Raw genomic sequence first — 14,982 nt, forward strand, 5'->3', positions numbered from 1 at the left:
CTCTCGCGGCGTTTCAAGCTTACCACACTGTTTCGTTTCCGTGTTTCGCAGTGTGTTTCTTGCTTTTGCCTTGCTCGCTCTTGCCTGTCTTACTTTACCCCCCGCCCCGCTGCTTTCCAAATCGGCGTTTGTCGATCCGGTCAATCAGCATTCGGGCATCATTCGTCGCCGCCACCTAAATGGCGGTGAGTGTGATTCCGAGGGATTTGGCAGAACGTCCGCAGCGAGCCAACTGGTGTCTCGCGCCTCGTCCGTTTTCCTGCCGGTCTAGAACCTTACCCCACCGCTTCGGGATCTTGCAACCCCGCCGCTGTTTCGATCAGGCTCTCCCAGCGTTGACGGCCAGTTAAGAACTGTCCGCCGCTCGCTGAGCCTCGGCTACAGTACGTGCGCCGAGGCCCAGACACAAATCGGCAGGTCAAAGGCCCTACGGCAGCAAAACCGCGCCGGCGAGCGTGCGCTTGCCGCGGCGCAGCACCACGTACTTTCCGTGCAACGGTGTGGCCACCGCCACGTCGGCGTCGGTGACGCGTTCATTGTTGACGTAGGCGCCACCCTCGGCGACGACCCGGCGGGCCTCCCCTCTGCCGGCGACCAGACCGGCGAGGCGGAACAGCTCCGCGACGGACGTGTCCCGTGGCGCCTCGACGAGGCCGGCCTCCGAAAGGGCCGCATGCAGCGTGGACTCCGGAAGCCCGGCCAATTCACCCCGACCGAACAGGGCCCCGCTCGCGGCGATCACCGCTGCCGTCTCCGCCTCGCCGTGCACGAATCGCGTGATCTCCTCCGCCAACCGGCGATGCCCCAGGCGCAGGTGCGGTCGCTCCGCCGTCTCCTTCTCCAGGGCCAGGATCTCCTCCCGCTCCAGGAACGTGAACGTCCGCAGGAGCGACCCGACCTGGCCGTCGCCGACGTTCACGAAGTACTGGTACATCGCGTACGGGCTGGTCATCGTCGGGTCGAGCCACATGGCCCCGCCGCCGGTGGACTTGCCGAGCTTGTTGCCCTGTTCGTCGGTGATCAGCGGGGTGGCGATGAGGTGCGCCGTCTCCCCGGTGACCCGGCGGATCAGTTCGGTGCCGGCGGTCAGGTTGCCCCACTGGTCGGAGCCGCCCGTCTGGAGCTTGCAGCCGTAGCGCCGGAACAGCTCCAGGAAGTCGTACCCCTGCAGGATCTGGTAGCTGAACTCGGTGTAACTGATACCGGCGTCGGAGTTGAGCCGGGCGCTCACGGCGTCCTTCGCGAGCATCCGGTTGACCCGGAAGTACTTGCCGACGTCGCGCAGGAAGTCGATGGCCGACAGCTGGGACGTCCAGTCCAGGTTGTTGACCATCCGGGCCGCGTACGTGCCGGTGAAGTCGAGGTACGGCTCGATCTGCCGCCGGATGCGCCCGACCCACTCCGCGATGACGTCGCGCTCCTGCAACTGGCGTTCGGACTCGGGGCGGGGGTCACCGATCAGGCCGGTGGCGCCGCCGACGAGGGCCAGCGGCAGGTTGCCCGCCAGTTGGAGGCGCCGCATCGTCAGGATCTGCACGAGATTGCCGATGTGCAGGCTCGGCGCGGTGGGGTCGAAGCCGCAGTAGTACGTGACCGGCCCGCGTGCCAGCTCCGCGCGCAGCTCGTCGAGATCGGTGGACAGCGCGAGCACCTCGCGCCACTGCAGCTCTTCGATAACGTCGGTCACCCGTCGATTCTCGCAAACGGGTCCATCGGGTTACCGCCCGCTACGGCCTTTTCGCCGCTCGCGGCACGTGCCGACGGTATGCGCTGACCGTCGGGTCACCCTCGATCCAATATCTCCATGGAACGTCATGAGCCCCGGTAACCCCCACCCGTGGTCCACTGTGGACGGACTCCGCCGGCACGGGCTCGACCGCCGGCAGCAGCCGCACGGCAGACGCCGGATCCAACAGGTCCACCCCGTACGCGGAACGGTCGATCCCCAGCGCGGCGCACAACCGCGCCGGCCCCCGCGCGAGATCCCGCTCCCGCACCGCCGCACCCCGACGCGCACGGGCGGCGGCGAGACCGTCCACCACCGCACCCGCGCGCAGCAGCACGGCGGCGGCGAGACCGTCCGGACCGCAGACGACGTTCATGCACCAGTGCATCCCGTACGTGAAGTAGACGTACGCGTGACCGGGCGGCCCGAACATCACCTCGTTGCGCGCGGTCGGTCCACGGAACGCGTGCGACGCCGCGTCCGACGTTCCCGCGTAGGCCTCTGTCTCGGAGATGCGGACCGTGACGCCGCCCGCGGACAGCAGGCACCCGAGGAGGCCGCGCGCCGCCTCGGGAGCCCCACCGGACAGCAATGCCGCGAGACCGCGGTCCTCGCTGCTCAGCGAGGCACCACCCGCTCGGCCGCCCACTCCCGCCACGTCTGGAGCCGGTCGCCCGCGGAGGCCAGCTGGTCCGCGACGGGACCGGGGCCGGTCGAACCGGGCGTGATCCGGGCGGCGAGCGCGCCGCGCACGGAGAGCACGTCGCGCACCTCCGGCGTCAGGTGCGGGCTGACCTCGGTGAGGTCCTCGTCGGAGACGGCGTCGAGCGCGCAGTCCCGGGCGACGCAGATCATCACGAGCCGGCCGGTGATCTCGTGCGCCTCGCGGAACGGCACCCCGCGCCGCACCAGCCACTCGGCGACCTCGGTCGCGAGGGTGTAGCCGAGCGGCGCGTCGGCGGCCATCCGGTCCACCCGCACCGTCATCGTGCTGATCATGCCCGCCATCGCCGGCAGTACCAGGTCGAGCGTGTCGACGGCGTCGAAGACCGGCTCCTTGTCCTCCTGGAGATCCCGGTCGTAGGCGAGCGGCAGCCCCTTGAGCATGGTGAGGATGGCGGTCAGGTTGCCGATGAGGCGGCCCGACTTGCCGCGCGCCAGTTCGGCGATGTCCGGGTTCTTCTTCTGCGGCATGATCGACGAACCGGTGGCGAACGCGTCGTCCAGCTCCACCCAGCCGAACTGCGGCGTCGTCCAGAGCACCACCTCCTCGCCGAGGCGGGACAGGTGCACCCCGACGAGGGCCGCCACGAAGAGGAACTCCGCGGCGAAGTCGCGGTCGGCGACGGCGTCGATCGAGTTGGCGGCCGGCGCCTCGAACCCGAGCTCCTTGGCCACCTGCGCCGGATCCAGCGGCAGCGACGAACCGGCGAGCGCACCCGCGCCCAGCGGCGACACCGCGGCCCGCTTGTCCCAGTCGCGCAGCCGGTCCAGGTCCCGCAGCAGCGCCTGCACGTGGGCCAGCAATTGGTGCCCGAACGCGATCGGCTGCGCCGGCTGCAGGTGGGTGAAGCCGGGCGCGGGGGTGTCGACGTGGCGTTCGGCCTGCTCGACGAGCGCGTCGGTCAGCTCCACCAGCCGGGTGGCGATCCCGCGCGCCCGGTCCCGCAGGTACAGCCGCAGGTCGGTGGCGATCTGGTCGTTGCGCGAACGCCCCGCGCGCAGCTTGCCGCCGAGCGTGCCGAGGCGCTCCAGCAGCCCCCGCTCCAGGGCGGTGTGCACGTCCTCGTCGTCGATCGACGGCCGGAACTCCCCGGCGGCGCACGCCGACTCGAGGTCGTCCAGCGCGGCCAGGATCCTGCCCAGCTCGTCGGCGTCGAGGAGCCCCGCGCGCGCCAGCACCCGGGCGTGCGCGCGGGAGGCCGCGAGGTCGTACGGCGCCAGCCGCCAGTCGAACTGCACGCTCACGGACAGCCGCGCCAGCGCCTCGGCCGGGCCGCCGGCGAAGCGGCCGCCCCACAGGCGGGTGGGGGTGTCCGGTTCGGTCTGAGTCACGCGTCCGATCCTTCCACAGGCGCCTCGGGCTCATCGTTCTTGGACCAGCCGGTCAGCGTCTCGGCCAGTTCGGCGCCGGTCGTGCCCTCGCGGGCCACCACGAGGATCGTGTCGTCGCCGGCTATCGTGCCCAGCACGTCCGGCAGCCCCGAGCGGTCCAGCGCGCTCGCCAGGAACTGCGCCGCCCCGGGCGGGGTGCGCAGCACCACGAGGTTGCCGCTGGCGTCGGCGCCGGTGAGGAGTTCGCGCAGCAGGCGGATGAGGCGGCTGGGCGCGTCCTCGGCGGGGCGCAGCGGCGGGGAGTTGTCCTCCGGGATGAGATAGCCGTCGCGCAGCTTCAGGGCCCGCAGTTCCTCCAGGTCGCGGGAGAGCGTCGCCTGGTTGACCTTGATGCCCTCGGCGGCGAGGAGTTCGGCGAGAACGGTCTGCGAGGGGACCGCCCGCTCGCGGATCAGCTCGGTGATGCGCGCGTGCCGCGCCGCCTTCGTCATGGTGCTGGTCATCAGTACTCCCCGCCGAATCGGTACCGGCTCATCGGAATTCCCCCACGATGGATCGGGCGATCAGGTCGCCGCTGGCCGGGCCGGTGCCGAGCAGCCAGGTGAGCAGCGCCTTCTGGGCGTGCAGGCGATTTTCCGCCTCGTCCCACACCACGCTCTGCGGGCCGTCCATCACCTCGTCGGTGATCTCGTCGCCCCGGTGGGCCGGCAGGCAGTGCAGGACGATCGCGTCCGTCGCCGCCCGTCCGAGCAGTTCCTGATTTATCTGGAACGGCCGGAACGGCGCCACCCGGTCGAGCCCGTCGGACTCCTGTCCCATCGACGTCCACGTGTCGGTGGCCACGACGTCGGCGCCGTCGACCGCCGCGTGCGGATCCTCGCCGACCCGGACCGAGCCGCCGGTGGTCTCCGCGATCCGGGCCGCCGCCGCCACGACGGCCGGGTCGGGCGCGAACCCGGCCGGCCCGGCCACCCGCACGTGCATCCCGGCGGTCGCGCCGGCGAGCAGGTACGAGTGCGACATGTTGTTCGCGGCGTCGCCGAGGAACGCCAGCGTGCGCCCCTTCGTGCCGCCGAGCCGTTCGCGGATCGTCAGCAGGTCGGCGAGCAGCTGGCAGGGGTGGAAGCCGTCGGTGAGGGCGTTCACCACGGGCACCGACGCGTACTCGGCCAGCTCCGCCACCCGGGCGTCGGCGTTGGAGCGGATCACGATGGCGCTCACGTAGCCGGACAGGACCCGGGCGGCGTCGGCCACGGTCTCGCCGCGGCCGAAGTGCATGGTCTGCGCGTCGATGATGAGCGGATAGCCGCCCAGTTCGGCGATGCCCGCCTCGAACGACACGCGCGTGCGCATCGACGGCTTCTCGAAGATGACGGCCACGGCCCGAGGGCCGGCGAGCGGGTGCCAGCGCAGCCGTTCGGTCTTCATCGCCGCCGCGAGGTCGAGCACGGCGTTCTGTTCCTCGGGGGTGAGGTCGTCGTCGCGCAGGAAGTGCCGCAGGCTCATGCCGCCGCCTCGCTCCGCTCACCGGCGCCCTGAGGCCCGAAGGCACAGTGCCCCACGATTCGCTCCCGCAAGCGTCCGCTCATTTGTCCACACTTTCTGCGGCGTCGGCGAACGCGTCCACGAACGCGTCGGCCTGGTCGTCGGTCAGCACCAGCGGCGGCGCGATGCGCAGCACGCCCGGCTGCACGGCCTGGGCGAGGTAGCCGGCGTCGAGCAGCGCCGCGGCCAGCGCCGGCGACTTCGCGGCGGTCAGCACGATGCCGAGCAGCAGCCCGGCCCCGCGAACGTGCGACACCAGCGGCGTGCCGATCCCCTCGATGCCGTCACGCAGCCGTTCGCCGAGCTGCTTGGTGCGGTGCAGCAGGTTGTCGTTCTCGATCGTGTCAAGGACGGCCAGCCCGGCCGCGCAGCACACCGGGTTGCCGCCGAAGGTCGACGCGTGCATGCCCGGCCCGAGGAGCGTGGCCGCCGCCCCGAACGCGACGCAGGCGCCCAGCGGGAGCCCGCCGCCGAGCCCCTTCGCCAGGGTGATGACGTCCGGCGCCACCCCGTCGGCCTGGTGCGCGAACCAGTGCCCGGTCCGGCCGACGCCGGTCTGCACCTCGTCGAGGACGAGCAGGGCACCGGCCTTCGCCGTGATCTCCCGCGCCGCCGCGAGGTAGCCGGGCGGCGGGACGACGACGCCGTTCTCGCCCTGGATCGGCTCGACGATGAACATCGCCGTCTCCGTGGTGACCGCCGCGGCGAGGGCGTCGACGTCCCCGTAGGGCACGTGGGTCACCTCGCCCGGCAGCGGCCGGAACGGATCCTGCTTGGCGGGCTGCCCGGTCAGGGCGAGTGCGCCCATCGTGCGCCCGTGGAAGCCGCCCTGCGTGGCGACGACATGGGTGCGCCCCGTGCGCCGCGACAGCTTGAACGCCGCCTCGACGGCCTCGGCTCCGGAGTTCGCGAAGAAGACGCGTCCGTCGCGACCGGCATGGTGGACCAGACGCTCGGCGAGTGCGGCGGCCGGCTCGTTGGCGTAGAGGTTGGAGACGTGCCCGAGGGTCGCGATCTGACGCGTGACGGCGCTGACGACGGCCGGGTGCGCGTGCCCGAGAACGGAGACCGCGATGCCGCCGACCAGGTCCACATAGGAGCGTCCGGTGTCGTCGGTGACGATCGCGCCCTGGCCGCGCACCAGGCCGATCGACGGCGGGCCGTACGTGTTCATGACGGCGCCGGTCCAGCGCTCCACGAGACGGCTCATGACGTCGCCTCGCTTCGCTCACCGACGCCATGAGACCCAAGCGCCCAGTGCTCCATGATTCGCTCCCGCAAGCGTCCGCTCATGAGGGGGTCACCATCGTTCCGAAGCCTTCCGAGGTGAAGATTTCCAACAGGATCGAGTGCGGTACCCGGCCGTCGACGACGTGCGCGGCGGGCACACCCCCGACGACGGCGCGGTAGCAGGCCTCCATCTTCGGCACCATGCCGGCGGAGAGGGTCGGCAGCAGTTCGGCCAGCTCGGCGGCGGAGAGCCGGGAGATGAGGCTGCCGGTGTCGGGCCAGTCCGAGTAGAGGCCCTCGACGTCGGTGAGCACCATCAGCTTGCGGGCACCTAGCGCGACGGCCAGCGCCGCGGCGGCGGTGTCGGCGTTGAGGTTGTGCAGCACGCCGTCGGCGTCGGGCGCCACGGTGGAGATCACCGGGATGCGGCCGGCCATGATGAGGTCGTCGACGGCGGCGGTGTTGACGTGCGCGACGTCGCCGACCTGGCCGATGTCGACCGGTTCGCCGTCGACGACCGCGTGCCGGCGCACGGCGGTGAACAGGCGGGCGTCCTCGCCGGACATGCCGACGGCGTAGGGGCCGTGCTCGTTGACGAGGCCGACGAGCTGCCGCCCGACCTGTCCCACGAGCACCATGCGGACCACCTCGGCGGCCTCCGGCGTGGTGACCCGCAACCCGCCCCGGAACTCGCTCGCAAGGCCCAGCCGGCCCAGCATCGCCGAGATCTGCGGGCCGCCGCCGTGCACCACGACCGGCTTGATGCCGACCATGCGCAGGAACACCATGTCGGCCGCGAAGGCGCGCTGCAGTTCCGCGTCGATCATCGCGTTGCCGCCGTACTTGATGACGAACGTCGACCCGTGGAACTGCGACAGCCACGGCAACGCCTCGATGAGCGTGGAGGCCTTGCCGAGCGCGATCCCCAGATCCCTCGCCCTGCTCGTACTCATGTGCTGTAGGCCGAGTTCTCGTGGACGTAGGCGAGCGACAGGTCGTTGGTGCGGATGGTCGCCTCCGATGTTCCGGCGTGCAGGTCGATGCTCACGTCCACCGCGCGGGCGCTCAGGTCCACTGTGGACCGATCGGCGCCGGCGGCACCCCCGACACAGATCGGCACACCGTTGATGGCGACGTCGATCGCGTCCGGGTCGAACGCCGCGTCCGTGACGCCGATCGCCGACAGGATCCGCCCCCAGTTGGGGTCGTTGCCGAAGAACGCCGTCTTGACGAGGTTGCTGCGCGCCACCGAACGCCCCACCGTCACGGCGTCCGCCTCCGAGGCCGCCCCGCGCACGGTGATCGCGATGTCCTTCGTGGATCCCTCGGCGTCGCTCAGCAACTGCCGCGCGAGGTCGTCGCACAGGTCGCGCAGCGCCTGCGTCAGCGCGGGCAGGCCGGGGGTGACGCCGGAGGCTCCGGAGGAGAGCACCAGCACCGTGTCGTTGGTGGACATGCAGCCGTCGGAGTCGAGCCGGTCGAACGTGTAGGCGCAGGCGTGGCGCAGCGCGGCGTCCAGGTCGGCCGAGGCGGCGACGGCGTCGGTGGTGAGCACCACCAGCATCGTCGCGAGGCCGGGCGCCAGCATGCCCGCGCCCTTGGCCATCCCGCCGTAGGTGATCCCGTCACGGCGCAGCACCGCGGTCTTCGGCACGGTGTCGGTGGTCATGATGGCCCGTGCCGCGTCGCCACCGCCGTCGGCGGCGAGCTTGCCGACCGCGTCGGTGACCCCGGGGAGGAGCTTGTCCATCGGCAATCTTTCCCCGATGAGGCCGGTCGAGCAGACGGCCACGTCGATCGCGCCGAGGCCGAGGGCCGCCGCGGTGTGCTCGGCCGTGGCGTGCGTGTCCTGGAAGCCGAGCGGGCCGGTGCAGGCGTTGGCACCGCCGGAGTTGAGCACGACGGCCTTCAGCAGCCCGGTGGTGAGCACCTGCCGGCTCCACTTCACCGGTGCGGCGTGCACCCGGTTGGACGTGAACACCCCGGCCGCCTCGAAGCGCGGCCCGTCGTTGACGACCACGGCGACGTCGGGCCCACCGCTCGCCTTGAGCCCCGCGGCAACCCCCGACGCCCGAAATCCGCCAGGCGCGGTGACGCTCATGGGGACACCCCGTCCACCGAAAGGCCCGCCGTCTCGGGCAGGCCGAGCATCAGGTTGGCGCACTGCACGGCCTGGGCGGCGGCGCCCTTGCCGAGGTTGTCCAGCGCGGAGACCACGATGATCCGTCCACTGTCGACGTCCACTGTGGACTGCAGGTGGCACGAGTTGGAGCCGGCGGTCGCGGCGGTGTGCGGCCAGCGCCCCTCCGGCAGCACGTGTACGAACGGCTCGTCCGCGTACGCGGCCCGCAGCACCTCGCGCGGGTCGGCGTCGGTCAGCGGCACGGCGGTCACCGTCGCCAGGATCCCGCGCGGCATCGGCGCCAGCACCGGCGTGAACGACAGCGAGACCGCGCCGGTCGCCTGCTTGATCTCCGGAACGTGCTGGTGCGCGCCGACCTTGTACGGCGACAGGTCGCCCATCACCTCGCTGCCGAGCAGGTGCGTCTTGGGCGACTTGCCCGCGCCGGAGGTGCCGGAGGCGGCGACCACCACGACGTCGGTGGGCGCGGCGACCCCGGCCGCGATCAGCGGGGCGAGGGCGAGCGTGATCGTGGCGGCGTAGCAGCCGGTGGCGGCGACCCGCGCGCTCGCGGCGATCTCCGCGCGCTGCCCGGGCAGCTCCGGCAGGCCGTACGTCCAGGTGCCGGCGTGCGGGCCGCCGTAATAACGTTCCCACGAGGAGGCGTCCCGCAGCCGGAAGTCGGCGCCCAGGTCGACCACCTTGACCCGCTCGGGCAGCTGGGCCGCGAGCGCCGCGGACTGTCCGTGCGGCAGCGCCAGGAAGACGAGGTCCGACTCGGCCAGGGCCGCGGGGTCGGCCGAGGTCAGGACCCGGTCACCGATGGATACGAGCTGCGGGTGAACGTCACCGAGCCGCGCGCCCGCCTGACTGTGTGCGGTGACCGCGCCGAGGTCAAGGTGCGGATGAGCCGAGATCAGGCGGAGCAGCTCCCCGCCGGCGTAGCCACTGGCACCCGCCACGCTGACGGTGAGTCCCATGCATCCCTCCTCATAATTATGCAGCCCAACGTATCAGGATGCACCGCACCCGTCCAGACGCTTGGCCTCGCGGGTGCGCGACGCGGTCGCGCGGCCAATTCGGGCGAATGATCCCCAAACCCATCGGTCTGGCACGACGATCGGCATTATGTCGAGCGAGACCGCCGCACGTTACCGGCAACTGCTGGACGCCGGCCCCGCCCCGACCGACGCCCTGTGCTGGACCGTCGTGCAGCCCGGCGGCCGTCCCGTCGACGTCGACGAGGTGGCGCGGCGCCTCGGTGGCGACCCGGCCGTACTGGTCGACCACGTGCTCGGCGACGGCGACGACGACCGGCTCGTCTACGGCGACGGCCACGAACGCGCGTTCCGGCTGGCCGCCGTCGGACCCGCCGTGGCGATGGTGGAGTTCCACGGCTACCAGGGCGCCAATCCCCGGGTCCTGCGGGCGTTGAGCGTCGACGCGCTCGTGCACAGCGCGTTCTGGAACATCGAGGGCGCCTCGCGCTTCAGCTACGCGGTCGACGGGCGGGTGCTCACGGCGTTCGACGGAAATCTGCCGGGGAGCCGCTGGGGTGAGGCACCCGACGCGCTGAGCACCGACCTGGATCAGCTCCTCGCGACGGCCCGGGGTGGCGGCGGCGACTCCCGGGGCGCGATGCTGGCCCTCATCGAACGCCGCACCGGCGTGGCCCTCACCGCCGAATGGCTGAAGCGCCCGCACCGCGTCCTGCTCGCGAGGCCGCTGCCGGCCTGAGCCACCCGCCCCTCGGACATGCAACCCGGACGCCTACGCGCAGACCATCCTCACCCGCGCCTGGCTCTCCGAACGCCGCCTGGTGCGCTGGCGACGCGAACACAGCGCCGAACGGCTGCCCGACCCGGGATGGCAGCCGCCCGACCGGATCGCCGACCGGGACGCGCTGGCCGCCCTGCTGCGCTCGCTCGGCAAGCGGCAGCGGGCCGTCCTGGTGCTGCGCTACTACCACGACTACTCGGCCGAGGAGACCGCCGCGGTCCTGGACGTCTCGCCCGGCACCGTCAAGTCCCAGTCCGCGCGCGGCCTGGAGGCGCTGCGCACCGCGGCCGCCGCGAACCCCCACTGACCACGAAGGGCGGGAGACCATGTCCCACCAACTGTTCGACGAACTGATCGGCACGCCCCCGCCGTCCACTGTGGACGTTCCGGCGATCGTGCGGGCAGGCTCACCGGCTACGGGATGACGGCCGTGGTCGCGGCGGCCGTCTCCGGCGCACTCGTCCTCACCGGAACGGGCCCGACGGGCGAACCCGCGCCGCCGGTGGCGCAGCCGCCGGATGCGACGTCCCGGCTGGTCGGCGACACCACCGAGGCCGCGGAGGCGTCGGCGAAGCGGCTGAGCGAGGCGCTGGACCGGGCGCTGAAGCGGGCGGTGCCGGGTGCACGGGACGCTGGGCCTGATGACGATCCCGACCCCCAAGGGGCCGCCGAAGAACGGCACGCCGACGCTCGGGCTGTCCTGCGCGGGCTTCGCCGGTTGCACCGAGAGCACCGGCCCGGGCGGAGTGAAGATCGTCACCTACGTCTACGACCTGGGCGCCGAGAAGGGGTTCAAGATCAATGTCGGGGCGCCCGGGGACCGGCTGCTGACCGTGTCGGTCGGCAACGCGTCCACCCTCCCACCGGTCTCCGCCGCCCCGCCGCTGACGACCGCCCAGGCGACGGCGATCGCGACGGAGGTGGCCTCCAAGATCGCGGCCTAGGCTCCATGATGGGTACTTTGGCGCCGGGGCGTTCACAGACGTCACCGCGGTGCCAGAAGTACCGATCATCGACTCATCGACCCAGGAAGATCGCGTCGGTCACCAGCACCACGCCGCCCAGCGCGACGCACATCAGCACCGTCCATGCGATCGTGGCGACCGACGCCCGGCCGCGTTCGGACCACGTGCGGCCGAGCAGCAGCACCGCGCCCACCCCGAACGCCACCGACACCACCGCCTCCGGCACGTAGCGCAGCACCACGAGGTCGTACAGCGCCTGAGCGACGAAGATCCCGCCGAGCAGGCCGAGCGCGACCGGCCGCCACCACGGTTCGCCCCGCCGCCAGGTAGCCCCCGCCGCCCCGAACAGCGGCCCGGCGACCAGCGCCACCACGCCCCACGCGAGCGGCCCCTTCAGCGCGGCACCGCTGACGTCGTCGTGCAGGAACAGCGTCGTGCAGGCGTAGTAGCCGAGATCGGCGCCGAGCAGCACGAGCGTTCCGGCGAGGGCGGCGGCCCACCCGCGCACCGGCAGCACGGCACACGCCACGAACGCCGCGAACGACCACGCCGCCCCGGAGTTGTTCAGCGTCGCCAGGACCGCCTCGACGGCCCGGACGTCCGGCGTCGGCAGGGCCTGCAGGCCGAGCGTGAGCGCCCCGACGGCGAGCCCGGTCACCAGGGCCAGCGGCTGCGACATCCTTCGCGGCGGAGCAACGACCATCGTCATGTGCGAATGATCCGGTGCGCGAAAACCGCCACGCATCGGCCGAAAGTCAGAGGGAAGGGGGAAACCGTCAGTCGCCGAGCGTCTGATCGAGCATGCGGGCCAGCTGCGCCCTGTTGCGCACGCCGAGCCGCCGGTACAGCCGGGTCAGGTTGGCCTCGACCGCCTTGATCGACAGGAACAGCGAGCGCGCGATCTCGCGGTTGGTGGCGCCGGCGCGGACCAGTTCGACGATGCGGCGCTCGGTGTCGGAGAGGCCGGCCGCCCGGGCACCGTCCAGGCGCAGCAGCTCCGACTCGGCGATCGCCAACCACGGGGCCGCCCCGATCGCCTGGTACCGGCGCACCGCCTCGGTCAGCGCGGCGCGGGCGGCGGCGCGGCGGTGCGCGCGGCGTTCGAGGATGCCGAGCGTGTGCCAGGCGCGGGCCAGCTCCAACGGGTACGGGTGATCCGCCCACCGGTCGATCGACTCGCGCAGCGCGGCCACCCCGTCGCGGGCCTCCCGCGTGGCCGCGACCAGGACCGCCTCCGCACGGTCCAGGCCCAGCAGCGTCGGCGTGCGGTCCAGGCGCAGCGCGTGCCCGCGGATGTCGTTGAGCACGGTCGCCGCCTCGGCCCGCGCGCCGGTGGCCACCAGCGCCTCGACGTAGTCGGCGTGCCACAGCACCGCGCCGGGCTCCACCCGGGACAGCCGCTGCTCCAGGTCGTGCGCCTGCCGCATCGAGGCGACGGCGGCGGTGGCGTCGCCGCGCATGTGCTGGACCACGCCCATGATCGCCGACATCGACCGCAGCCAGTCCTCGTCGCCCGCCGCGAGGCAGGCCTGCAGGCCGCGTTCGGCGTAGCCGGCCGCCGCCTCGACCGAACCGCCGTGGATCTCCACCGTGGCGGCCACCAGTAGCGCCGGCCCCTGGCTGACCTCGACGTCGGCCGACAGCCGCAGGCAGGTGTGCCCGGCGACGAGCGCGTCGGCGCAGCGGCCCGCGCGGGACAGGATGATGCCGGCCGAGACCAGCACCTGGGCCAGTTCGCGGACCATGCTCGACTGGCGCACCTCTTCGCACAGCGCGTCGATGCGGCGTTCCGCCTCGGCGATGTCGCCGCGCATCATCTGCCGCATCGCCGCCATCTGCCGGGCGACCACCGTCTCGTAGGACAGCGGCAGGCGGGCCGCGATCTCACCGGCCCGGATCGACATCTCGTCGCCCTCCGGGTCGGTCAGCACGGTGCCGCGCCAGCTGAGCACCTCGACCAGGCGTTCGGTGTCGCCGCACTGCTCGGCGACCTCCTCGGCGCGCTTCAGCTCGGCCAGGGTGCTCTCGGTGTCGGCGTCGTACCAGGCCTTCATCGCCCGGTACATGCGCACGTGCGCGAGCAGGTCCGGCTCGTCCAGCGCGTCGGCGAACGCCGCGTCCAGCAGCGGCATGATCCCGGAGATGTCCTGCCCGGCCAGGTCGATCAGCAGCAGCCGGGCACCGACGCGGGTGCGCCGGTCGGCGGCGTCGGTCAGGGCGGCGGTGGCGTACCGGTGCGCCTCGGCGACGGCGCCGGCCGCGTAGGCGTACTGCGCCGCGGAGAGCCGGCGGGCCGCGGCCGTCGCGGCGCTCCCACCGGTGCCGGCGGGCGTGCGGTCGGCGGCCAGCGCCGCGAGGTCGGCGGCGGTCGCCGGTGCGCCGCGCAACCGTGCGGTGCCGGCCGCGGCCGCCAGGGTGGCGGCGAGCTCCTCGTCGGGGCCGGTCGAGGCGGCGGCCAGGTGCCGGGCGCGTTCGACCGGATCGGTGACCGTGCCGGCGAGCCGCTCGTGGGCGTGGGCCAGCTCGGCCGGCGAACCGTCGGCGTAGACCATCTCGCGCAGCAGCGGATGCGCGAAGCGCACCGCCCCGTCGACGGCGACCGTCACCACCCCGGCGGCCGCGGCGTCGGCGAGGCCGCCGGGATCCGCACCACAGCGGCTGATCAGCTCCCGCGAGGGGCGGGCCGCCGCGGCGGCGATCAGCAGGGGCGGGCGCCCCGCCGGTGAGAGTTTCGCGAGCCGCGCCGCCAGCAGGCCACGCAGCCGATCCGGCACCGGCAGCGGGCCGGTGGGCGAGATCTCGCCGCGCTCCTGCAGCGCACGGCCCAGCTCGACGGCGAACATCGGGTTGCCGCCGCTGGCCGCGTAGACCCGGCTGAGGCGGTGGCGCGGCACGGCGGCGCCGTAGCGGGCGCGCAGGATGTCGGAGACGTCCGCCTCGCCGAGCGGCGGGACCGCGATCTCCCGGCACGGCGTGGGACACAGGTCCGCGAGGGCCGGGCTGCCGCCGTCGCTCACCCGTTCGGCGGCGATCACCTGCACGGGAACGTTGGCCAGCCGCCGCGCGACGAAGCGCAGCACCCCGGCGCTGGGCTCGTCGATCCACTGCACGTCGTCGAGGACGAGCAGGACCGGCCGCTCCGCGGCGAGCCCGCGCAGCAGCTCCAGCACGGCCAGCCGCACCGCCAACTGGTCCTGCGGCGTGGCCGGAACGGCGCTGCGCAGCAGGGCCCCGTCGAGCGCGGCGCGCAGCTGCGGCGGCAGCGCCGGCCCGGAGTCGTCGTCCAGGATCCCGTCGAACAGGTCCACCAGCGCGAGATAGGGGAGCTCGGCCTCGGCCTGGGCCGCGGCGGCGCGCAGGACCAGCCCTCCGGTGCCGGTGGCACCGATCGCCCCGAGGATGGTCGACTTGCCGATGCCGGCCGGTCCCCAGAGCAGCACGCTGCCGCCCGCGGCGAGCTCGGTGCCCGCGCGTGCGAGCAGATCGCCACGGCCGACAGGTGCATCGGTCCGGGTAGAGGTCACGTGAACGAGTCTGCCGGTGTACAGCCGTAAATGCGA

General features: G+C 72.8%; 14 protein-coding genes and 1 pseudogene. 4 read left to right on the forward strand and 11 right to left on the reverse strand.

All coding sequences use genetic code 11. The features are described from left to right. Positions 1-271, forward strand: a 271-nt coding sequence (locus Val02_RS41945) for a hypothetical protein (protein ID WP_203904932.1), incomplete at its 5' end; no start/stop codon positions are given. Positions 272-427: 156 nt separating this feature from the next. Here Val02_RS41945 and tyrS read toward each other — a convergent pair. The 9 genes from tyrS to argC all read right to left on the reverse strand — a co-directional run bounded on the left by tyrS (position 428) and on the right by argC (position 9,658). Continuing rightward, the gene (gene tyrS, locus Val02_RS41950) at positions 428-1,687 is read right to left on the reverse strand and encodes a tyrosine--tRNA ligase (protein ID WP_203904933.1); all 1,260 of its coding nucleotides are present in this window, start codon (positions 1,685-1,687) and stop codon (positions 428-430) included. Positions 1,688-1,727: 40 nt separating this feature from the next. Next, positions 1,728-2,375 (reverse strand): DNA-3-methyladenine glycosylase, encoded by a 648-nt coding sequence (locus tag Val02_RS41955; protein ID WP_373318036.1) that lies wholly within the window; start codon positions 2,373-2,375, stop codon positions 1,728-1,730. Continuing rightward, on the reverse strand, positions 2,345-3,781 hold the full coding sequence (gene argH / locus Val02_RS41960) for an argininosuccinate lyase (RefSeq protein ID WP_239153747.1): 1,437 nt from the start codon (positions 3,779-3,781) through the stop codon (positions 2,345-2,347). The genes Val02_RS41955 and argH overlap by 31 nt, the downstream gene beginning before the upstream one ends. Further along, the gene (locus Val02_RS41965; RefSeq protein ID WP_203904934.1) at positions 3,778-4,284 is read right to left on the reverse strand and encodes an arginine repressor; all 507 of its coding nucleotides are present in this window, start codon (positions 4,282-4,284) and stop codon (positions 3,778-3,780) included. The genes argH and Val02_RS41965 overlap by 4 nt, the downstream gene beginning before the upstream one ends. A 28-nt stretch (positions 4,285-4,312) precedes the next feature. After that, positions 4,313-5,287, reverse strand: coding sequence for an ornithine carbamoyltransferase (gene argF, locus Val02_RS41970; protein ID WP_203904935.1), 975 nt, complete (start codon positions 5,285-5,287; stop codon positions 4,313-4,315). Between the two features lie 79 nt (positions 5,288-5,366). Beyond that, positions 5,367-6,536 (reverse strand): acetylornithine transaminase, encoded by a 1,170-nt coding sequence (locus Val02_RS41975; protein WP_203904936.1) that lies wholly within the window; start codon positions 6,534-6,536, stop codon positions 5,367-5,369. 79 nt (positions 6,537-6,615) lie between these two features. Next, a complete protein-coding gene (gene argB, locus Val02_RS41980; RefSeq protein WP_203904937.1) occupies positions 6,616-7,509 on the reverse strand; it encodes an acetylglutamate kinase in 894 nt (297 codons plus the stop codon). Beyond that, the gene (gene argJ / locus Val02_RS41985; RefSeq protein WP_203904938.1) at positions 7,506-8,657 is read right to left on the reverse strand and encodes a bifunctional glutamate N-acetyltransferase/amino-acid acetyltransferase ArgJ; all 1,152 of its coding nucleotides are present in this window, start codon (positions 8,655-8,657) and stop codon (positions 7,506-7,508) included. Before argJ ends, argB begins: the two co-directional genes overlap by 4 nt. After that, on the reverse strand, positions 8,654-9,658 hold the full coding sequence (gene argC / locus Val02_RS41990) for an N-acetyl-gamma-glutamyl-phosphate reductase (RefSeq protein WP_203904939.1): 1,005 nt from the start codon (positions 9,656-9,658) through the stop codon (positions 8,654-8,656). The genes argJ and argC overlap by 4 nt, the downstream gene beginning before the upstream one ends. A 148-nt stretch (positions 9,659-9,806) precedes the next feature. Here argC and Val02_RS41995 point away from each other — a divergent pair, with 148 nt between their 5' ends. From Val02_RS41995 to Val02_RS42005, 3 genes and pseudogenes are all read left to right on the forward strand, one after another. Next, the gene (locus Val02_RS41995) at positions 9,807-10,415 is read left to right on the forward strand and encodes a DUF6461 domain-containing protein (RefSeq protein ID WP_203904940.1); all 609 of its coding nucleotides are present in this window, start codon (positions 9,807-9,809) and stop codon (positions 10,413-10,415) included. A gap of 43 nt (positions 10,416-10,458) precedes the next feature. Further along, positions 10,459-10,764 (forward strand): annotated as a pseudogene (locus Val02_RS42000) (sigma-70 family RNA polymerase sigma factor); the annotation flags it as partial. Positions 10,765-11,098: 334 nt separating this feature from the next. Continuing rightward, positions 11,099-11,401, forward strand: coding sequence for a hypothetical protein (locus Val02_RS42005; RefSeq protein WP_203904941.1), 303 nt, complete (start codon positions 11,099-11,101; stop codon positions 11,399-11,401). 73 nt (positions 11,402-11,474) lie between these two features. On the opposite strand, the gene Val02_RS42010 is transcribed toward Val02_RS42005, so the two are convergent. Continuing rightward, positions 11,475-12,131: a DUF6518 family protein gene (locus Val02_RS42010; protein ID WP_203904942.1), complete on the reverse strand. Its 657-nt coding sequence runs from the start codon at positions 12,129-12,131 to the stop codon at positions 11,475-11,477. A gap of 67 nt (positions 12,132-12,198) precedes the next feature. Continuing rightward, complete coding sequence (locus Val02_RS42015) at positions 12,199-14,946, reverse strand: helix-turn-helix transcriptional regulator (RefSeq protein WP_203904943.1); 2,748 nt, start codon at positions 14,944-14,946, stop codon at positions 12,199-12,201. Positions 14,947-14,982: the final 36 nt, after the last annotated feature.

It is taken from the genome of Virgisporangium aliadipatigenens, from assembly GCF_016863615.1.
Lineage (GTDB): Bacteria > Actinomycetota > Actinomycetes > Mycobacteriales > Micromonosporaceae > Virgisporangium > Virgisporangium aliadipatigenens.